Annotated in this window: 18 protein-coding genes; 15 read left to right on the top strand and 3 right to left on the bottom strand. The window is 39.7% G+C overall.

The features are described 5' to 3' along the window. Nucleotides 1–207 precede the first annotated feature (207 nt). Nucleotides 208–3,258 (top strand): MucBP domain-containing protein, encoded by a 3,051-nt coding sequence (locus HMPREF2607_RS08400; protein ID WP_070476684.1) that lies wholly within the window; start codon nucleotides 208–210, stop codon nucleotides 3,256–3,258. A gap of 2 nt (nucleotides 3,259–3,260) precedes the next feature. After that, nucleotides 3,261–3,770, top strand: coding sequence for a hypothetical protein (locus HMPREF2607_RS08405; RefSeq protein ID WP_070476686.1), 510 nt, complete (start codon nucleotides 3,261–3,263; stop codon nucleotides 3,768–3,770). Between the two features lie 377 nt (nucleotides 3,771–4,147). On the opposite strand, the gene HMPREF2607_RS08410 is transcribed toward HMPREF2607_RS08405, so the two are convergent. Genes HMPREF2607_RS08410 through HMPREF2607_RS08420 form a run of 3 tightly spaced genes read right to left on the bottom strand, consistent with a single transcriptional unit; the run spans nucleotide 4,148 to nucleotide 6,182 of the window. Then, nucleotides 4,148–4,417: a GIY-YIG nuclease family protein gene (locus HMPREF2607_RS08410; RefSeq protein ID WP_002891570.1), complete on the bottom strand. Its 270-nt coding sequence runs from the start codon at nucleotides 4,415–4,417 to the stop codon at nucleotides 4,148–4,150. Nucleotides 4,418–4,420: 3 nt separating this feature from the next. After that, a complete protein-coding gene (locus HMPREF2607_RS08415; protein ID WP_070476688.1) occupies nucleotides 4,421–5,185 on the bottom strand; it encodes a tRNA1(Val) (adenine(37)-N6)-methyltransferase in 765 nt (254 codons plus the stop codon). A gap of 49 nt (nucleotides 5,186–5,234) precedes the next feature. Then, on the bottom strand, nucleotides 5,235–6,182 hold the full coding sequence (locus HMPREF2607_RS08420; protein ID WP_070476791.1) for a polysaccharide deacetylase family protein: 948 nt from the start codon (nucleotides 6,180–6,182) through the stop codon (nucleotides 5,235–5,237). 128 nt (nucleotides 6,183–6,310) lie between these two features. Between HMPREF2607_RS08420 and HMPREF2607_RS08425 the strand changes: the two genes are divergently transcribed. The 13 genes from HMPREF2607_RS08425 (at nucleotide 6,311) to HMPREF2607_RS08485 (ending at nucleotide 21,036) form a co-directional block, all read left to right on the top strand. After that, the gene (locus tag HMPREF2607_RS08425; protein WP_070476690.1) at nucleotides 6,311–7,066 is read left to right on the top strand and encodes a lysophospholipid acyltransferase family protein; all 756 of its coding nucleotides are present in this window, start codon (nucleotides 6,311–6,313) and stop codon (nucleotides 7,064–7,066) included. Between the two features lie 107 nt (nucleotides 7,067–7,173). Beyond that, entirely contained in the window at nucleotides 7,174–7,869 is a 696-nt protein-coding gene (locus HMPREF2607_RS08430; protein WP_070476691.1) for a helix-hairpin-helix domain-containing protein, read from the top strand. Further along, complete coding sequence (locus HMPREF2607_RS08435) at nucleotides 7,859–10,099, top strand: DNA internalization-related competence protein ComEC/Rec2 (protein ID WP_070476693.1); 2,241 nt, start codon at nucleotides 7,859–7,861, stop codon at nucleotides 10,097–10,099. The genes HMPREF2607_RS08430 and HMPREF2607_RS08435 overlap by 11 nt, the downstream gene beginning before the upstream one ends. Nucleotides 10,100–10,184: 85 nt before the next feature. After that, entirely contained in the window at nucleotides 10,185–11,447 is a 1,263-nt protein-coding gene (locus tag HMPREF2607_RS08440; protein WP_014634896.1) for a UDP-N-acetylglucosamine 1-carboxyvinyltransferase, read from the top strand. 65 nt (nucleotides 11,448–11,512) lie between these two features. Continuing rightward, nucleotides 11,513–12,058 carry a GNAT family N-acetyltransferase gene (locus HMPREF2607_RS08445; protein WP_048673823.1) on the top strand — a complete coding sequence of 182 codons (546 nt, stop codon included), beginning with the start codon at nucleotides 11,513–11,515 and terminating at the stop codon, nucleotides 12,056–12,058. Further along, nucleotides 12,051–13,331, top strand: a complete 1,281-nt coding sequence (gene spxR, locus HMPREF2607_RS08450) for a CBS-HotDog domain-containing transcription factor SpxR (RefSeq protein WP_037598368.1) — start codon at nucleotides 12,051–12,053, stop codon at nucleotides 13,329–13,331. Before HMPREF2607_RS08445 ends, spxR begins: the two co-directional genes overlap by 8 nt. Nucleotides 13,332–13,370: 39 nt before the next feature. Further along, nucleotides 13,371–14,231: a methionyl aminopeptidase gene (locus HMPREF2607_RS08455; RefSeq protein WP_004183173.1), complete on the top strand. Its 861-nt coding sequence runs from the start codon at nucleotides 13,371–13,373 to the stop codon at nucleotides 14,229–14,231. Nucleotide 14,232: 1 nt separating this feature from the next. After that, entirely contained in the window at nucleotides 14,233–15,192 is a 960-nt protein-coding gene (locus HMPREF2607_RS08460) for a YihY/virulence factor BrkB family protein (protein ID WP_048790326.1), read from the top strand. A gap of 90 nt (nucleotides 15,193–15,282) precedes the next feature. Next, the gene (locus HMPREF2607_RS08465; protein ID WP_048790327.1) at nucleotides 15,283–15,792 is read left to right on the top strand and encodes a QueT transporter family protein; all 510 of its coding nucleotides are present in this window, start codon (nucleotides 15,283–15,285) and stop codon (nucleotides 15,790–15,792) included. 50 nt (nucleotides 15,793–15,842) lie between these two features. Further along, nucleotides 15,843–17,801 carry an NAD-dependent DNA ligase LigA gene (gene ligA / locus HMPREF2607_RS08470; RefSeq protein ID WP_070476695.1) on the top strand — a complete coding sequence of 653 codons (1,959 nt, stop codon included), beginning with the start codon at nucleotides 15,843–15,845 and terminating at the stop codon, nucleotides 17,799–17,801. Nucleotides 17,802–17,810: 9 nt separating this feature from the next. After that, complete coding sequence (locus HMPREF2607_RS08475; protein WP_070476696.1) at nucleotides 17,811–18,824, top strand: diacylglycerol kinase family lipid kinase; 1,014 nt, start codon at nucleotides 17,811–17,813, stop codon at nucleotides 18,822–18,824. Between the two features lie 401 nt (nucleotides 18,825–19,225). Beyond that, nucleotides 19,226–19,969 carry a hypothetical protein gene (locus HMPREF2607_RS08480; RefSeq protein WP_227862308.1) on the top strand — a complete coding sequence of 248 codons (744 nt, stop codon included), beginning with the start codon at nucleotides 19,226–19,228 and terminating at the stop codon, nucleotides 19,967–19,969. 80 nt (nucleotides 19,970–20,049) lie between these two features. After that, a complete protein-coding gene (locus HMPREF2607_RS08485; RefSeq protein WP_021143752.1) occupies nucleotides 20,050–21,036 on the top strand; it encodes a helix-turn-helix transcriptional regulator in 987 nt (328 codons plus the stop codon). The last annotated feature ends 91 nt before the right edge of the window (nucleotides 21,037–21,127 follow it).

Consider the following 21,127-nt stretch of genomic DNA (forward strand, 5'->3'; position numbering starts at 1 on the left):
AGATGTTGTTTATTTGACAATATTTTCCTTAATTGAAGTATATTTTAGTGTAATTTCTATTTTTAGCGAAAGTTTTATCTCATCAAATCATTGATTTCGATTGACTTTATAGGACATCTTTTAAATTTATTCGAATAGGTTTTATCTCTTGACAAGGATTAAATTTTTCGATAATACTAATATTCAATAAAATTAAAAGGAGATGTTGTGAAATTATTTGTTAAATATGGGATATTTCTTTTTGCTTCTGTTATAGCTTTGAACTCCTATAATATTAAAGCTGATGAAAGTTCAACAACAAGTACAGATACTAATGTAAGTGATACTACGGAAACAGCTACACATGAGATAATTATAGGAAATAATGCGAATGCACTTTCAAGTTTGAAGCAAGACGAAAAGAATGGAAATACCGAACCGACTATTACTAATGTTGAAATTTCTGGAGGTGTAGACCCATCAGTTACAGGCACTGATTTCTTTAAGGATGTTGAAATCAATCTTGAAGGAAATAACTTAACTGATGATAACTTTTTAACAGAAGAGGGACTTCATTGGTCAGACAAGACATATACAGAAATTATACAGGGAAAAGAAAATGGTATCATAAATGATCCTGAGAGGTTTGGGGCTTCTAATACACCCTCTACACCTGTTATAGCTTATAGCACGAATGTAGGAGATAGCGGTCGTATCAATTATATAGGTAAGACTTTATCAGGGATAGAGTTAGACTTGCTGTGGACTGTTCTAGAAAGTGATAAAGATGAATGGGCCTCTAACTCTGGATACAATGATAATCGTCCTAAAGGACTTGGATTTGCTGGAGAGCAGTCAATCTTGGGTGCAACAGGAAATTCAATTGTTATCTTATATAATAATGCGAGCAATCTTGCTCTCCATTATCAAATTGTCAAGCATGGAACGAAAATAGAACAGCCTGTGGTAGTAAGTTTCATATCAACAGATATTGATGCAGCCCAAGGGGTACAGACCAATCTTGCAAATTTGGTTGAAATTATTCCAACGGAGTCTAATCTTGTAAAAAAAGATGGCATTATTTATGATACAACACCGGGTGTAGTAGGCCTTAATGGGTCTAAGGATTTGCCGAAGGGTGGCTATTTAGGTGCAGGTTTTATTTCAAATTTTGATTATACCTTTTATTCGCCAGCACCAGAAAGAGTAAATGATTCTTATTCCTATCCGATGGCTGTTCGATATGACATTTTTGGAAGCAGTTTACAAGCAAATATCAAATCTCGCATTTCTAGGTCCATTATAGTTCAGTATGTAGACAATCATGGCAAAGAACTGAAGAAGACAGAATTTTATAAAGGCTTTGATGATGAATCTTATAAGGTTGATTCTATAAGTATTAAAGACTATCGCTTAATTGATGTAAAGAAATTCTCAGAAAGCTGGGGTAGGACAAGGATTCAGTTTGCTTATCAGAAAGAATTTCCAGTTACTTTAAAATTCCAAGATGAAAATGGCAAAGTCTTATCTGAGAGTGTGAAATATATTGCACTTGATGGCCAAAAGGTGACACATACACCAAAAGAAATTAGTGGCTATAGAACGCCAGAAAGATTTGAAGTTTTGGTTAACCAACCACTTACAAAGGTTTTTACTTATAAGAAAATTCAACAACCTATACATCAAGTTCTGATAAATAAGAATAAAGGTAAAGAATCTCAGTCACAGCTCGCTTTAGTTGGTCATCCTTTGGTGCCACCAAATAGTGCTAGCCAATCATATGATACTAATACTAGAGTGCAATACCATTCTTCAAAAAGCTATGTTCCAACGCCGACTTTTTCTCATTACGGCAATCATTTAGGAATAGAACAATACAATAGCCCAGGTTTACCAATTCCAAAAACTATACCTAAGAGTCAAGAAAAGAGTCAAGAAAAACCATCAAAAAATGAGAAGGAGAAAGATCCATTCTTAGTCAATACCAATATGACAATGGATCAAAAAAAGGATTTTCTTACCTATATTAAGTCGGTTGGTGATGAAGCTCGGAAAAAATATGGTAACGATCATGATAAAATAAATCATACAATTGCAAATGCCATCGCTCGAGTTTCTTACGAAAAAGATAAGTTACAATCAATGACAAATGACTTTGGCGAAGCATCGAAATTTTTAACTCCTCACGTTTATGATTTATTACGAAAAACACATATGAAGAAATCTTACACAATAGATTTTCCGCATCTGGCTGCTCCTATTGCTACTTCTTATAGAAGTGGATTTTTTAAAGAGATGGTTAAATTATTTGCAGGGCTTTCCCCGTATAATAAGTCTGGTTTATCTTCTGAAGAGATTCTCTTCCAAAATAATTCCTTAGTGGGGGACTTGCTAACGACTATCGATAAAAAGGATTTTCTCACGGATATTGATGCTTATATCTTGAGATATCATAGTGAGTTTAAAGATATGGATCTTGATCAAGCCATTGAAAAATATTACAGTACAGATAACTTGGAACAAAAACGCCAAGAATATTATTATCAGGCCTTAGAAGAGCAGTCGAAAAATACACCTACAGATAGATATATGAGTCTCTTATTAATTGGAAGCGTTGCAAGTTTATCTGGTCTAGCATTGATTGTATTAAAAGAACTAAAAGACATTAAAGCTTTTGTAGAAAGGTTGTTTAAAAACCCGCTTGGAACTTTTCGAACAGACATTTGGGAGCCATTAAAGTCTCAAGCTATTACCTTTATCAAACAACCGCTAAAATTCTTCGAGAAAAACCTTACTGCTCCTATTAGAAGAAATTTGGTTAGATTAAGCAATAATACCATACAAACCGTTTCTAAAATTAACAAAAACTTCATCAAACCAGTAGCTAATTTTACTATTAATAAAATCGCAAAACCAGTATATAATAGTATTAGGACTGTTGCTAAGCCAATTGTACAGGTTGTTAATAATACCGTGGTTAAACCTATTGGTAAGGTTGTTTATAACAATATAATTAAGCCAGTCTATAATCGTATCGTTAAACCAGTATCTGGGTTTGTCAATAGGAACATTATAAAACCAGTTTATAATAAGATAGTTAAACCTGTTTACAACCGTGTTGTGAAACCAATTGTTAGACCAATTTATCAAAAAGTTGTTAGACCAATTGCAAAAGCAACAAAACGTTATATTGTAAGACCTGTCGTAAATACTGTGAAACGTTTAGTTGTTAATCCAGTCAAGAGATTGTTTGGTCGTAGAAGAGGAAAGAGAAGATGACAATGAAAAAAAGCAATATTTTAGGGATTTTTGTAGGACTATTTTTAGGGCTGGTTACAATTTTAGGAATGAGCCTATTTAGTTTTTTTAATTTAAAATACCACTCTGTTTATTATGCTCAGCATATTCCTCATAAGGAGGGGACAGAGCCGGACATTGTTATGCTGATGGAGAATAATGGCTGGATTTATACACCGGAAATAGATGGTATTAGCTATGATGAGGACGGGACGTACGCTATAACTAGAGAAAAAGGAACAGAATCGTCTGTATTAGGTTTTTCAGATGGTACTCTAGTCTTTTACCCGGACTCAGGTGAAAGTTATATTTTTAATCGTAATTTTACTCTCCAACATGCTTTTGATGACCATTATCACAATATTAAGTATAATCAACGAAAAGTCCTAAAAGAAATTAGAGAGACCGTTCAACCTGTGATTGATGCTCAACCAAAACCATTAATCAATCTTCAGTGGTTGTTTAATTTAATTTATCAAAGTAGGTTTAATTAGAGAATAAGATAGCATAGAAGCATTTTGTAAGATTATTTATACCTAAAGATGAGTTTATCTATATTGTGGCATTTACTGTGGATATAATTCAGGACACCTTGCAGGGTGTCTTTTTTTTTACTAAATTTGGAGTAATACTACTGATTTTAAAGCTATTTAGAGCATGTAGAATTATTCATGTGCGTGAGTTGTACTACTATGAGAGTATTTTCCAAATGGAAGTGATCTAACATTGGTTGATAATCAGATCATTCAGCTTTGGGAGAACAAACTTAATAATAAGGCACGAAAATATCATAACTGGAGAACATCTTATGAAGTCTTATAAGAGGAAAGTATGCACTTAATTTGATAATTCAAGACCAAAAAACACACGGTTATTTTTCCGTGTGTTCTTTGATATAGGCCAGTTTTTTCTCTCGGCTTTTTTTCTTAAAGAGTGCTTCGGCGCTCATGGCTTCAGGCTTGCTGGCGAAGACTTCTGAGTAGAGGAGTTTAACTGGTAGGCGAGCTCTGGTATACTTAGCACCTTTGCCTGAGTTATGGGTTTTGAGGCGGCGTTCGACGTCTGTGGTGTAGCCTGTATAGAGGGTGCCATCGGCACACTCAACCACATACATGTAAGCCTTGCTATCCTTTTCTGTCATCGTTTAGGACTCACCCTCAGTCTTTTTTCCAAAGTAAATCTCATAAATTTCGTCGGTATAGTCACCATTTTCCTTGTGCACAAAGAGAGGTGGAAGGATTTTCAAGCCATCTGTCGAGCCGTCTTTAATGGCTTCAATCAGGAGCATATTTGCCTCACGTCCCATCTTAGGGTATATAAACTGGATGCGTTTAGGCGCTAGATTGTACTGGCGCATGGTGTCAATGATATCCAAAAAGCGGTCAGGGCGATGTACCATAGCAATGCGTCCATTAGATTTGAGGGCATGACGAGCGATCTGGAAAATTTCTTCTAAATTGGTCGTAATTTCGTGGCGTGCCAAGAGGTAGTGCTCTGACAGATTTTTCTTAGACGTTTCTGTTGCCTTAAAGTAGGGAGGGTTACAGAGGATAAGGTCCACCTGAGATCGTGGGGCATGGTCAAGCAAATTTTTTAGGTCGTCATTGACAACAGTCACTTGATTCTCTAGTTGATTAAGAGTTACGGAACGCTTGGCCATATCAGCCAAGCGTTCTTGCAACTCAACTAAGGTAATCGGTGCCTCAGTGCGTGTGCTGGCAAAGAGGCCAACGGCACCATTTCCCGAACAGAGGTCGACGATTAATCCCTTCTTTGGAATTTTTGGAAACCGAGAGAGGAGGACGCTATCAATAGAGTAGCTGAAGACCTCCTTATTTTGAATGATTTTCACATCTGTGGAGAAGAGTTGGTCAATGCGTTCTCCGTCTTTTAAAATTGGATTTGTCATAGTTTTTATTGTAACAAAAAACAGCTCCCAAAGGAACTGTTGCGAGTGATTACTCTAGGACACCGAAGGTATATCCTTGATTTTTGAAATATTCGATAATTTGTGGAAGGGTCTGAACAGTCAGCTCCTTACCAGCTGTATCGTGCATTAGTACAACTTTAACAGTAGTTTCAGGGAAATATTTCTGTGAACCGTCCATATAAGCCATCATGCTTTCAGATGTGGTTGGACGAACAGAGAGTGGTTCTGCATCTCCACAGAGCATGTTCCAGTCAATCCACTGGATATCTTCCTTGGCTAGAGCATGGTCAGTACTTTCTAGACCTTGCCATGACATATGACCACCAGGATAACGGAAAATTCTTGTCTTGAAGTCCTTGCCTAAGATAGCTTGGAAATTAGCCATGGTTTGGTTAACCTCAGAAACAATTTGACTTTGATTTGGAACGCGCCCAGGATAAAGCAGATTGAAATTATGGCTAAGACTGTGGTTGGCAATGGCATGTCCTTCAGTAATTTGGCGTTTGAGGATGTCCCCATTTTCAGGGGTGATGGTATAGCCGATGTGGAAGAAGGTTGCGTGAACGCCATACTCTTTCAGGATATCCATGACTTGTGGTGTCAAAGTGGGATCAATCCCATCATCAAAGGTTAAAAAGACTACCTTACCCTTAACATCATCTGATTTTCCTCGGATAGTGTTATTAACGGCAGTGACATCATAGGCGTAGTCAGACGCCTCAATGCTGTGGTTGCTTCCTTTTTTGAGTTGTGTTTTATCCTCTTTTTTAGCTTCTTTTTTAGCTTCTTTTGAAGAGCTACTTGAACCCTTAGACACTTGTTCGTTTTTTGGTGTCTTAACCATACGATTAACCTTAGAGTTTTGGTGCTGGAATAGGACAAAGCCTAGGATAGCCAGAACAGCCAAGTTTGTAATAATAAGGCAAAGATTAAGTGCCTTTCGATTTTTCCCTATAATCTCAAAACTTTTTTTCATAGTTACATTATAGCTCAAACTATTAGAAAGTGCCACACCATTTTCAATAGTTTACATAGAAATTCGATGAAAAAAGCGCTCCTTTTTTTGGTATAATAGAAAAAACTTGTAGAAAAAGAGGTAAAAACGTGTTTTACGCTTATTTACGTGGGCTTGTTGTCTTCCTTCTATGGATTATCAATGGGAATGCCCATTACCACAATTGCGATAAATTATTGAACAAGGACGAAAACTATATCTTGGTTGCTCCGCACCGAACTTGGTGGGACCCTGTTTATATGGCTTTTTCAGCTCGTCCTAAGCAGTTTATTTTCATGGCTAAGAAAGAACTCTTCAAGAGTCGTATCTTTGGTTGGTGGATCCGTATGTGCGGAGCCTTCCCAATTGACCGTGAAAATCCTGGTCAAGAAGCTATCAAGTACCCTGTTAACATGCTTAAGAAGAGTAACCGTAGTTTGATTATGTTCCCAAGTGGTAGCCGCCATTCATCTGATGTTAAGGGTGGGGTTGCGGTTATCGCTAAGATGGCCAAGGTTAAGATTATGCCAGTTGTCTATCAAGGACCTCGTGAGCTCAAGGGGCTCTTGACGGGTGAACGTGTGGATATGAACTATGGTAATCCTATTGATATTTCAGATTTGAAGCGTTTGAATGATGAAAATATTCAAGAGGTTGCTCGTCGTATCCAGTCTGAATTTGATCGTCTAGATGAAGAAGCTTTGAGCTATCAAACAGGCAAAAAACCAAACCCATTGACATATATTTACCGTGTACCTCTCGCTCTTGTGGCTATCATTGCAGTGCTTTTGACCATGGCTTTCTCATATGTAGCTAGCTTTGTTTGGAACCCTGAAAAACACCGTGCCAAAGAAACGCAGAAATAAGCAAATAACTCTGTCAGACATAGATCTGATGGAGTTTTTTACTTTTTGATATATTTTTTTAATTTTTTACGAATAAGAAAGAAAATATATCAATTAAGGAGAATAGCGTGAAGGAAAAGATTCTAGCCTATGTCAAAGATAATCGTCTGTTTGTGAGTGTCATCGCTGTACTGATGGTGATTTTTTGCTTCTTTCTATGGATGACTTGTGGTGCCGGCAACAGCATGGAGGCGGAGACGTCTTATACAGATGTGACAGCTTTGTCAACCTCCTCCTCCAAACAAAGTTCACAGTCTCTTTCTGAGGCGTCTTCCCAGTCAAAGACTGAAGGAAGTGAAAAGGAGAAGTCAAAAGTAACGGTAGATGTTAAGGGGGCTGTGGCTAATCCGGGTGTTTATACTTTAAAAGCAAGCGCTAGGGTGACTGATGCCATCAAAGCTGCTGGGGGAATGACTGAGGATGCGGATGCTAAGAGTGTCAATTTAGCCGCAAGCTTGTCAGACGAAGAGGTTATCTATGTGGCAACTAAGGATGAAAACCTTTCTGTCCTTGGTCAATCAGGAACTAGTCAGGTGTCTGACAAAGGAGGGCAAACTAATGCTAAGGATGGGAAAATTAATTTAAATACAGCGACTGCAGAGGAATTGCAAACCATTTCTGGAATTGGAGCTAAGCGAGCAGAGGATATCATCGCCTATCGCGAAAGTCATGGCGGCTTTCAGTCCGTAGATGACCTGAAAAATGTTTCAGGAATTGGTGATAAAACGTTAGATAAAATCAGAGAGTCCATCTATGTGGCTTAAAAAAGCGCCAATCAGTCTTTTTTCCTTGGCTCTTTTAATAGCTGCCCTTTATTTTACGATTTTTGTCACTAATGTTTATGCTATTGGGACTTTTGTCTTTCTGATGGTCTGTTTTTTGAAGCATCATTGGAAGAATAAGACAGCCCTAAAGTTGGTGGGACTTGTAGGTAGTTTCTTTTTGGTCTACTTTTTATTCTTGCATCATAGAGCTAGCATACAAGATAAACAAGCTCCTGCTGAAATCAATCAGGTGACTCTGGTTGCTGATACGCTATCGGTTAATGGTGAGCAATTATCAGCTATCGGTAAGGCCAAGGGACAAAACTATCAGGTCTTTTACCGCCTCAAATCTGAGAAGGAGCAGCATTTTTTCAAGACTACTAGTCAAACGCTAGTATTAAAAGGGAAAATTACGTTAACCCCAGCAACTGGTCAACGTAATTTTCAAGGGTTTAATTATCAGTCTTATCTAGCCAGTAAAGGTATTTATCGAATCGCTCAGATTGAGCGCTTGGATCATGTGGTGTCTCAAAAAAACACATCTCCCCTAGCTTTTTTCCATCAACTGAGGAGGAGGGCTTTGGTTCATATTCAGACGCATTTTCCTAATCCTATGAGACACTATATGACAGGTCTGCTCTTTGGGTATTTGGACAAGGAGTTTGATGAGCAAAGTCAGCTTTACACAAGCTTAGGTATTATTCATCTATTCGCACTTTCGGGGATGCAAGTGGGCTTTTTTCTGGGATGGTTTCGCTACGGACTCCTACGCTTGGGCCTTCCTAAAGATTATCTATTTATTATCTTGCTGCCTTTTTCCTTATGCTATGGCTTAATGACAGGTTGGACAGCTTCTGTCCTACGTTCCTTGATTCAAAGTTTGTTGGCTGAGTTTGGTATTAAAAAACTGGACAATATGGGAATAACCTTGCTTCTAATGTTTCTCTTTTTACCTCATTTTCTTTTGACAGTGGGAGGTGTTTTAAGTTGTTCCTATGCCTTTTTGTTGTGTTTGTTTGATTTTGAGGAGATGTCATCTCTTAAAAAGTCAATCTGTACGAGCTTGGTATTGAGTCTTGGGATTTTGCCCTTTCTAACTTACTATTATGGGACCTTTCAACCGGTGAGTTTAATTCTGACAGCGATGTTTTCGATAGTCTTTGATAGCTTTCTCTTACCTGTCTTGACGGTCTTCTTTGTCCTTTCAGGGTTGGTAATCTTTTCTCAAATCAACCCACTTTTTGAATGGATGGAGACCTTTTTGACTTGGATACAATCCTGGATAGGCCAGCCTTTGATTCTAGGGAAACCTAGTTTGTTTCAGTTTGGCTTGATGATAGCTGTATTGGTTCTGCTCTTTGATTTTTGGAAAAAGCCTCAGTTTAGGATTTGCCTTTTGATGATTTTTGGTCTTTTGATGGTCTGGGTCAAACATCCTTTAACCAATGAGGTGACTATGGTTGACGTTGGTCAGGGAGATAGTATTTTTCTGAGGAGTATGAAAGGCGATACCATCCTGATTGATGTGGGTGGCAAGGTGACTTTCGGCCTAAAGGAAAAATGGCAAGAGGCTAGTCAGACGAGCAATGCGGAGAAAACCTTGATTCCCTACCTACAGGCTAGGGGAGTGTCTCAAATTGACCATCTGGTCCTGACTCATACGGATACAGACCATATTGGTGATTTGGAAGAAGTAGCCAAGCGGTTTAAGATTAAGGAAATCTGTGTCAGTCAAGGAGCTTTGACTAAGCCTAGTTTTGTGAAACGACTTAGGACTTTAAAACGCCCAGTTCGTACTCTAAAGGCTGGAGACAACTTACCTATGATGGGAAGCAATCTACAGGTTCTTTATCCCAATAAAATTGGTGATGGTGGTAACAATGATTCGATAGTTCTTTACGGAAAGCTATTAGGAAGCAGTTTTCTGTTTACCGGTGATTTGGAAAAAGAAGGAGAGGAGGAACTGATGGCTAGCTATCCAACTTTAAGGGCAAGCGTCCTCAAAGCTGGACACCACGGTTCAAAAGGTTCTTCGTCTGAAGCTTTTTTGGACCAGCTGCACCCCTCCCTTGCACTTGTTTCAGCTGGTGAGAACAATCGTTATAAACATCCAAATGATGAAACAATAGAACGTTTTAAGCAACGCCACATTAAAATTTTACGAACAGATAAAGACGGAGCCATCCGTTTTAAAGGCTGGTTTAAATGGTCAAGTGAAACTGTCCGATAATTGTTAGAGTTCTTAATTTGTCATGCACCTCAATCTATGGTAGAATGTAAAAGCTAATATTCCAGTATAAGAAAGATTGAACAGTATGCGTAAAATTATCATCAATGGTGGTAAGAAACTTCAGGGAGAAGTTACAGTATCAGGTGCTAAAAATTCAGTTGTTGCATTGATTCCAGCCATCATTTTATCTGATGGAGTGGTTACTCTTGACGGGGTCCCAGCAATTAGCGACGTCGATAACCTAATTGAAATTATAGAAGTAATGGGTGGTTCTGTTAAGCGTGATGGCGAAACACTCGAAATTGATCCACGAGGCGTTAAGGATATGCCAATGCCATTTGGTAAGATTAACAGTCTTCGTGCTTCTTACTATTTCTACGGTAGCTTGCTTGGACGTTACGGTCAAGCAACAGTAGGTTTGCCTGGTGGTTGTGATTTGGGACCACGTCCTATTGACCTTCACCTTAAGGCTTTTGAAGCGATGGGTGCTAGCATTTCCTATGAAGACGAATCTATGCGTATTGCGACTGATGCTAGTCAGCGCATTAAGGGTGCTCATATCTACATGGATACGGTCAGTGTTGGAGCGACGATTAATACCATGTTGGCAGCAGCTAAGGCTGACGGTCGTACGGTCATTGAGAATGCGGCGCGTGAACCTGAGATTATTGATGTAGCAACTCTTCTTAACAATATGGGCGCACGTGTTCGTGGCGCTGGTACAGAAGTCATCACGATTGAAGGTGTAGAGAGCTTGCATGGCACTCGTCATCAGGTTATTCCAGACCGTATTGAAGCGGGTTCCTACATTGCCATGGCCGCGGCTATCGGTAAGGGAATTAAGGTTAAAAATGTTCTTTATGAACACCTTGAAAGTTTTATCGCTAAACTTGAAGCAATGGGTGTTCGTATGACAGTTGAAGAAGATGCCATCTTTGTTGAAGAGCAAGGTGATTTAAAACCTGTTGACATTAAGACGTCGCCTTATCCAGGTTTTGCGACGGATTTACAACAACCGATGACACCTTTGTTACTGAAAGCAAGTGGTCGAGGAAAAATTATTGATACGATTTATGAGAAGCGTGTGAACCACGTTCCTGAATTGGTTCGTATGGGTGCTGATATTCAGGTACTCGGTGGACAAATTGTTTACAATGGTCCAACGCAACTTTCAGGTGCGCCAGTAAAAGCCAGTGATTTGCGTGCAGGTGCTGCGCTTGTTACAGCAGGTCTTATGGCAGAAGGTCAAACTGAAATTACCAATATTGAGTTTATCCTTCGTGGGTATTCAAATATCATTGAGAAACTTTCTGACCTTGGTGCAGATATTCGTTTGATTGAAGATTAAGTCTAAGGTTCAACCCCTAGTGGTTGAGCCTTTTTCCATTTCTAAAACTGTGTTATAATACTATCATGGATATTTGGACTAGTCTGGGTGCTTTTGCCTTCTTTGAGTCGGAGCGCCTTTCTTTTAGACCACTCATCTTTTTGGATCGTTTTGATTTACACGAAATTGTATCAAATCCTAAGAATCTACAATTTTTCTTTCCTGCCACTCAAACACAGCATGAAACAGATTGCCTTTTGGTTCATTACTTCATGAAGGAGCCTCTAGGTGTATGGGCTATTGTAGATAAAGAGTTAGAAAAGATGATTGGTGTCGTTCGTTTTGAAAAGATAGATGTCCAGAAACGGACTGCAGAGCTTGGCTATTTTTTGAATGCCTCATACTGGGGTAGAGGCTTAATGACAGAGGCAGTTACTTGTCTGTCAAATTTGGCTTTGACAGCTATGGGAATGGATCGTATTATTCTTATTGCCCACTTGGAAAATAAGGCATCGATTCGTGTAGCGGAGAAGTCTGGCTTTAAACTTGTGTCCCGCTTTAAGGGAGCAGACCGATACACCCGTACCATGCGTGATTATCTCCGCTTTGAGAAGGAGGAGAACTGTGAGTAAACATCAAGAAATTCTAGATTATCTAGAGGCCTTACCTATCGGTAAGCGTGTTAGTGTGCGTAGTATTTCGAATCACTTACAGGTTTCTGATGGAACTGCCTATCGAGCAATTAAAGAAGCTGAAAATCGAGGGTTGGTTGAGACACGTCCTCGGAGTGGGACAGTTCGAATTGAAAAGAAAGTCCAGGTTCGCCTTGATAAGCTGACCTTTGCGGAGATTGCGGAGATTACAGAGTCTGAGGTTATCTCCGGTCATGAAGGTCTGGAACGTGTCTTCAGTAAATTCTATATCGGAGCCATGACTATTGAGAATATCACTCGTTATCTAACCAAAGGAGATCTTCTTATTGTTGGGGACCGTGAGGATATTCAATTGCTTGCCCTAGAACACAATAATGCTATTCTAGTGACGGGGGGCTTTCGGGTTTCCGATAGGGTTAAAGAGCTTTCACGTTTGAAGCAATTTCCAGTCATGGTAACAACTTACGATACTTTTACCGTGGCAACCATGATTAACCAGGCACTTTCGAATGTCCGTATCAAAACAGACATCAAGACTGTAGCTCAAGTTTATACCAGACGAGAAGACTACAACTACATGACTCCAGAAATGACAGTCAGGGATTTTCAGAATTTGGTGAAACGGACGAACTTGGTGCGTTTTCCTATTCTGTCTGAGGCTGACAAGGTGATTGGGATTGTGACCATGCGAGATGTGTCTAATCAGCAACCGACGACCATGCTCAAGGCAATAATGACCAAGCCGACGGTGACACGACTTGAGACTAGTCTGGCAACTGTGGCCCAAAAGATGATTTTTGAGGACTTTGATATCATTCCTGTTGTGGATGAAGAAAAACACTATCTAGGTGTTATCACCCGTCGTCAGGTTTTGGAAGAACTTCAGGACAATAATCGTGGCAACTTGCACACCTTTAGCGATCAAATGATAGCTAACCTAAACCAGGACAAGCATGCTTTCAGCTTTGAGGTCGAGCCCACTATGATTGACAATTCTGGAAACCTCACTCAGGGTGTTCTTGCAGAGATGGTTAAAGAGGTTGTCTATCGTATCATGGAAAAGCAGGAACAAAATGGTCTTGTGATTGAAGAGATGATGTTTTACTTTCTTCAGGCAGCTCAGATCGATGACAAGGTGACGATTACACCAAGTATTATCGCTGAAACCAGACGTAGAGCCCATCTGGACCTTATGGTTACTCACGGAAATCATACCGTCTGCAAATCAGTCGTTGTGGTTAAGAAAACTTAGTAACTAAAAATAAAAGATATAAAGAAAACGGAGAAAACAATGATTACATTAAAATCAGCACGTGAAATTGAAGCAATGGATAGGGCAGGGGATTTTCTTGCTAGTATTCACATTGGTCTACGTGACCTCTTGAAACCAGGAGTAGACATGTGGGAAGTGGAAGAGTATGTGCGTCGTCGTTGTAAAGAAGAGAATGTCCTTCCCCTTCAGATTGGGGTTGAGGGAAGCATTATGGATTACCCTTATGCGACATGCTGTGGCCTTAATGACGAAGTGGCACATGCCTTTCCACGTCACTATATTTTGAAAGATGGTGACCTCTTGAAGGTTGATATGGTCTTGTCAGAACCTATCGATAAGTCAGTCCTTGATGTGTCAAAATTGGATTTTGACAATGTTGCTCAGGTTAAAAAATACACGGAATCATATTCTGGCGGTTTGGCTGACTCATGTTGGGCTTATGCGATTGGAACGCCATCTGACGAAGTTAAAAAACTTATGGAAGTAACACGTGAGGCTATGTACCTTGGCATTGAACAAGCGGTAGTCGGTAACCGTATCGGTGATATCGGTGCAGCTATCCAAGAATACGCTGAAAGTCGTGGTTACGGTGTTGTTCGTGATTTGGTTGGACACGGAGTTGGACCAACAATGCACGAAGAACCAATGGTGCCAAACTATGGGGTGGCTGGACGAGGTCTCCGTCTTAAAGAAGGAATGGTTTTGACTATCGAGCCAATGATTAACACTGGTACTTGGGAAATCGATACTGACCTTGAAACGGGTTGGGCTCACAAAACTCTTGACGGTGGACTTTCTTGTCAATATGAGCACCAATTTGTTATCACTAAGGATGGTCCAGTAATTTTGACTTCTCAAGGCGAAGAAAGAACTTACTAATATGAAACGACAAGGCTTAATGTCCCGTCTATTGGATAAACTCCAATGGCGCCCTTTGCAGGTTTATCTTAGGCATTATCGTAGTGCAGAGATAGATATTTCAACTATCGCAGTGGCTTACTACCTCATTTTGACGGTTTTTCCGCTTATTGTCATTGCGGCAAATGTCTTTCCCTATCTGAATATTGATACGACTGATCTCTTGAAGTTTATGAATGAGCACCTTCCTAAGCAGTTTTATGCACCTGCAGCCAACGTTGTTCAGGATATCTTCTCGACACCTTCTGGACAGTTGTTGGGAGTTGCCTCTTTGACGGGATTCTGGACAATGATTAAGTCCTTGTCTTCGCTTCAAAAGGCGATTAACAAGGTATATGGTGCTTCAGAACACCGTGATGTCTTTATTAGTCATATTGTTGGTGGTTTCATGAGTCTGGTCATCTTGTTCCTGCTCACCTTTGCACTAATGCTGTCTACGATTATTCAGTCGGTCCTTAGAGTTATTACACAGACCTATCCTATTGGTTCCAAGATGACTCAGTTTATTTTAAATAGTATCCAGCCTCTGAGTATTGCAGTTGTCTTCCTGGGAATGATGGTGCTTTATTTTGTGCTTCCGAATGTGAAGATTCGAAAAATCCGCTTTGTTATGCCAGGGACTATCTTTACGACTTTGGTGATTGGCTATTTAAGCAACTTGTTTGGAACTTATGTGATTCGTACCTTGAGTCGATTAGTTGATATCAAGTTATTTGGATCCATTATGATTTTCGTCTTCATGCTTTGGTTCATCTTCTTGGCCAGGATTTTGATTTTGGGGGCCGTCTTTAATGCGACCTATCAAGAGCTTAGACAAGGTGAACTGAAAAGTAGAAGAGGAGATGTGATTACTATTATTCAGAGCTTTTCTGGAGATGGTAGTGACAGCAAAAAACACAAAAAAGATGAGGATGATTCCTAGATGATAAAGAGAGCTTGGTGAGATCCAGGCTCTTTTGACGGGAATATTATCCTTTGTAGATAATAAAAAGATAATGATTATGGAGGAAAAATGAAAAAACAAACTGTTCGTGATTTAACACATATTGCTATTGTGGCAGCTCTTTATGTAGTCTTGACTGTTGTGCCACCTTTTAACTTAATTTCGTATGGTCCCTACCAGTTCCGAATTGCAGAAATGTTCAATCTTTTAGGATTTTATAATCGCAAGTATATCATTGCCGTGACTTTGGGCTGTGTGATTGCTAATTTCTTTAGCTTTAACATGATTGATGTGGTTGTCGGAAGTCTCTCGACACTGGTCTTTGTCGGTTCAGGTGTTTATTTCTTCGACCGATTTAAGAACCAAGATATTTTAGGTGGACTTTTTGACAAGGCTCATGTTTACTTTGCCTTTTACTTCTCATTCTTCATGGTGACAATTGCGGCTGAGTTGACCTTGGTTACTCAGGCACCATTTTGGGCAACTTGGTTCACTGTTGCTATAGGAGAATTGGCTTCTCTCTTAGTTGGTGCAATTCTCATTAAGAAATTGGCCAAAGTTATTGATTTTGTTTCCTAAATTAACGTCTGTAAAGGCGTTTTTTTCTGCTTTTATGTTAAAATGTTCCTATGGAAAAACGAATGAAAGAGCTGGTTGTTAAACTTAACCAGTATGCAAAAGAGTATTATACGGAAGATAATCCATCAGTGTCAGATGCCGAGTATGATAAGCTTTATCGTGAGCTTGTAGCTTTGGAGGCTGAACATCCAGAACTTGTTCAAGCAGATAGTCCAACACATCGTGTGGGAGGGCTGGTACTTGATGGTTTTGAAAAATATCAACATGAGTATCCGCTTTATAGTTTGCAGGATGCTTTTTCACGAGAAGAGCTAGATGCCTTTGATAAGAGGGTTAAGGACGAATTTCCTAATGCTGATTATATGGCTGAACTCAAAATCGATGGGCTTTCTATCTCGTTGACCTATGTGGATGGTATTCTTCAGGTAGGTGCGACACGTGGTGATGGTTCTGTAGGTGAGAATATCACTGAAAATGTCAAGCGTATCTCAGATATTCCTTTGAAGTTGGACCAACCTCTTAATATTACGGTGCGTGGGGAGTGTTACCTGCCACGGGCTGAGTTTGAACGCATCAACATCCAACGCCAGGAAAATGGTGAGGCCGAATTTGCCAATCCACGTAATGCTGCAGCAGGAACTCTTCGTCAATTAGATACCAAAGTGGTTGCAGAGCGTCGTTTGGCGACTTTCCTTTATCAGGAAGCTAGTCCAACGGAGCGTCTAACACAAAATGATGTCTTAAATGAAGTGGCAGAACTCGGTTTCTCTGTTAATCCACGACGTATTGTCACATCATCGATGGATGAGATTTGGGACTTTATTCAAGCTGTTGTAGAAGATCGTGATCACTTGGCCTATGACATTGATGGTGTTGTCATCAAAGTCAATAGTTTGGCTATGCAAGAAGAACTCGGTTTTACAGTTAAGGCGCCACGTTGGGCCATTGCTTATAAATTTCCGGCTGAGGAAAAGGAAGCAGAGCTTCTCTCAGTGGACTGGCAGGTAGGTCGTACGGGTGTAGTAACGCCGACTGCTAATTTGACTCCAGTGCAATTAGCGGGGACAACGGTTAGTCGGGCCACCCTTCATAATGTAGATTACATTGCCGAAAAAGACATTCGTATCGGTGATACCGTAATTGTCTACAAAGCTGGTGATATTATCCCTGCTGTACTTCGTGTAGTAGAGAGTAAGCGTACGACACAGGAGCCGATGGAAGTACCGACTCAATGTCCATCTTGTGGCAGTGGTCTTTTACATTTTGAAGATGAAGTTGCCCTACGTTGTATCAATCCTTCTTGCCCTGCTCAGATCAAGGAAGGCCTGATTCATTTTGCCTCTCGAGATGCCATGAACATCGCAGGTATGGGACCTTCAGTGGTTGAAAAGCTCTTTAAAGCTGAATTGGTTAAAGATGTGGCTGATATCTATGGCTTGAACAGTCAGGATTTCCTTCAATTGGAAGGTTTCAAGGAAAAGTCGGCTGAAAAACTTTACGCAGCCATTCAAGCATCAAAAGAAAATTCTGCAGAGAAATTGCTCTATGGCTTGGGTATTCGTCATGTTGGCGCCAAAGTTAGTAAGCAGTTGCTAGAAGCTTTTGGAAGTATACAAGAGTTAGCCAGTGCAGATGTCGAGGCTATTGCTGCTGTAGATGGTTTAGGAGAGGTTATTGCCAAGTCCATCCAGCGCTATTTTGCTAAGGAGGAGGCTCAAGTTCTTATGAAAGAACTGGAATCCTATGGCGTTAATTTGTCCTATCTTGGACAAAAGGTGGCAGATGATGCTATCTTATCTGGTAAGACAGTTGTTTTGACAGGAAAATTGGAGCATCTTAAACGTAGTGAAGCAAAGGCAAAACTAGAAGCTCTGGGTGCTAAGGTGACAGGTTCTGTCTCTAAGAAAACAGATTTAGTAGTTGCTGGTAGTGATGCCGGAAGTAAGTTGGAAAAAGCACAAAGCCTAGGAATTGAAGTAAAAGATGAGGCTTGGTTGCTGGATTTATAGGAGTTCAATATGAAACAAAAACGTGCCCGCTTAATTTATAATCCAACATCTGGACAAGAAATTATGAAAAAAAATGTTGCCGAGGTCTTGGATATTCTGGAAGGTGCTGGCTTTGAAGCGTCAGCCTTTCAAACAACACCAGATGAGAACTCAGCAAAAAATGAGGCCACTCGTGCGGCCAAAGCAGGCTTTGACTTAGTTATTGCTGCTGGTGGCGATGGTACAATCAATGAGGTTGTTTCTGGGGTTGCCCCGCTTAAAAAACGCCCACAAATGGCGGTTATTCCAACGGGAACGACAAATGACTTTGCACGCGCCTTGAAGATTCCAAGAGGAAATCCTGTTGAAGCAGCCAAGGTTATCGCTAAAAATCAGACCCTTCAGATGGATATTGGCCGTGCCTATGATGACAAATACTTCATCAATATTGCGGCTGCTGGTTCCTTTACGGAACTAACCTATAGTGTACCTAGTCGCTTAAAGACAGTACTTGGTTATTTGGCCTACCTTGTTAAGGGGGCAGAGTTGTTGCCACAGGTAAAGAAGGTTCCTGTTCGTGTTACGCATGACGAGGGTGTCTTTGAAGGTGGTCTTTCCATGATTTTCGTTGCCTTGACCAATTCAGTTGGTGGCTTTGAAACGATTGCCCCAGATGCTAAACTGGATGATGGTAAATTTACTCTAATCATGGTTAAGACAGCTAACCTCTTTGAATTGGTTGACCTCATTCGTCAAATTCTCCAAGGTGGTAAACACATCTATGACAAGAGAATTTCCTATATCAAAACGAGCTCGCTGTATATTGAGCCTTTAAGTGATGATCGTATGATGATTAACCTCGATGGCGAATACGGTGGTGATGCACCAATTCATCTCCAAAATCTGAAGAATCATATTGAATTTTATGCAAATATTGATGAGATTTCTGATGATGCCATCACTCTTCCAGATACAGATGAATTAGCTCTTGAAGCCATCGCACAAAAATTCAGTACAGAAGCTGAAAAAATTGAGAATGACTAATGTTAAACCTTTAAGCAACCTAAGATAGGTTGCTTTTTTAGTATATTTGTAGAAAATAACGCTTTCATTTGTTACAATAGAAAAAACTGGGAAATTGTTATATAGAATATTTAGAGGAGTAGAGGTTTAATAAAGAGAACGAAGATTATTTAAGTGATGATCATCTAAAGAATGGTGATCAGGCTTTCGAGTCGGCTTTTAGTAATAAAGGACCAGAGTTTGAATCTGCTTTTCAGGAGGAAAAAGCTGAGAAGCGACATTTCTTTTTGACTCTTGCTCTACCACTGATACTCTTAAGTGTGAGCTGGGGCTCAGTCTTGTTATCTTGGAAGTATAAGCCGATAATTGTGTATCGGGCTGTAATTGTGGCATGTTTTGTCCTTGCTATCATTCTCTTTAGAATGGGACAGAAGCTAGGTAGATTTCTCTTCACCGCAATCGTGGTTGGCTTGATTGTGCTATCCTTCTTTGCCACTTTAGGTGGTTCTGTCTATCGAGGGGCTATGAAAAAATACAGGTTGATTCAGCAGGTATCTCAGTCAGATCTTGATGAGGATAAACCTGATAGCGATGATCTCAAAGACTACGAAGATGAGTCTGCGATTTATAACTGGACGGAAGAAGATTTTGAAAATCTGAAACCCAAGGCTGATACCTTACGTTCGATTATTAAAAGTCATGGTAAGGGCAATTATGTCGAGATGGAGTCTAGTGGTCTCAAGGTGAGATATGACCGTGGAGATGGCAATGAGTATAGTGATCTCTCTTTTGTGAAGGATGAAAAGGGACGCTTTGTCTATGATGGTGGAACAGCGACTTATCCACTTGATGGCGTCACTGAGGTTGATAACTATAGCAGTAATTGGACGGAAGAGCAGATAAATAGCTTACGTACTAAAGACCAAGACTATCTGGGTCCAGCAACATCCTTGTTTGAGGTAGTGAGGGAACATTCTCAGGCAAAAAGGTCCTGGAGAAGTATCAACGTCCATTCATCAGGAATCATACATAAGTCAGTTGATCTTGATTACACTGATCAGAATAGTCCTATTGAGAAAGCACAATTGTTAAGACTATCTTTTGAGTATAACGAAAAGAAAAAGGACTATTATTTGAGCTATAATTCTGTGGCTCGTTGCTACTAGGGATGACTATCTATGATAATGAATAACTAAACAGCAATTTTTTAGTAATAAGGGGTTTGATTATAAAGGGGGATTTTATAATGACAGCATCAAAAACCAAACGTCTCTTGTATTTTATGTCCGAATTAGAAAAGGGAAATGACATTTCAAAAACGGACTACCTAGCTCGCTTTGGCATAAGTGAGCGTACACTTAAAGAGGACGTGAGTGAACTCAAGGAAAATTTGACTGAGTTACGTCCAAATATGAAGGTTAAGTATTCCAGAAAATACGGTTCCTATCATGCCCAGTATGAACAGGGCTATGGTAACCTTAAATACAATCAGGCAGTTATCCTATCTAAGATTCTTTTAGAGAGTCGTGCCCTTCGAAAGGATGAAGTAGCAGAAATTATCAACATCTTTGTTGAGAGGGCTGTAGACGACAAGGAGCGCAGACGTATCAAGCGATTGACTGAGCTAGAACTAGATAGTTATCAAGAACTTAAGATTTATCAGGATCAAGATAAGTCACTCTTACCAGCTATTTCAGCCATTTTCGATGCCATTGTGGACCAACGTCCTTTGTCTTTTAGTTACCGTAAGCCAGGAGAAAAAGTGGAGGAATATAAGGTTTTTCCAATTTCAGTCATTTTTGATAACCATTATTTCTACTGTATTTCATACAAACTGGATGATAACTTTACTTGTGATTATCAGTTCTCTGAAATCCGTTATTTCCGTGTTGATCGTTTTCAAACCATTCACAAATCTGAAAATGATTTGGCTTTCACGTTAAGTCCAGAACAAGAAGCCCGTCTTATTACAGATGAGCAGGTGCGTTATCAGGCTTTCTCAATGCTTTCTGGTAATGAGTGGGCTCGAATTACCTTTGAGTATAAAGGACTTTACCGTGATGTCTTGGAATCCGATATTCCAAAACTTAAACTGCTAGAGGAAAGCGCTAGTGATGGTGTTGATCAGGTTCGTTATGAGATTGAAACCTTTAGTTTATTAGGCTTTCAAAAGTATATTCAACGCTTTGATGGAGATTTTGTTTTCCTTAAGATTGAAGCAATGGATAATTAATGAAAAAGGCATTCGATTATCCGAATGTCTTTTTAAATCTGACAAAAATAGTATAATTGTGTTAAAATAGGAATACGGAAGCGTTATCATT

Origin of the sequence: Streptococcus sp. HMSC078H03 (genome assembly GCF_001808655.1) — a bacterium.
Classification (GTDB): Bacteria; Bacillota; Bacilli; order Lactobacillales; family Streptococcaceae; genus Streptococcus; species Streptococcus salivarius_G.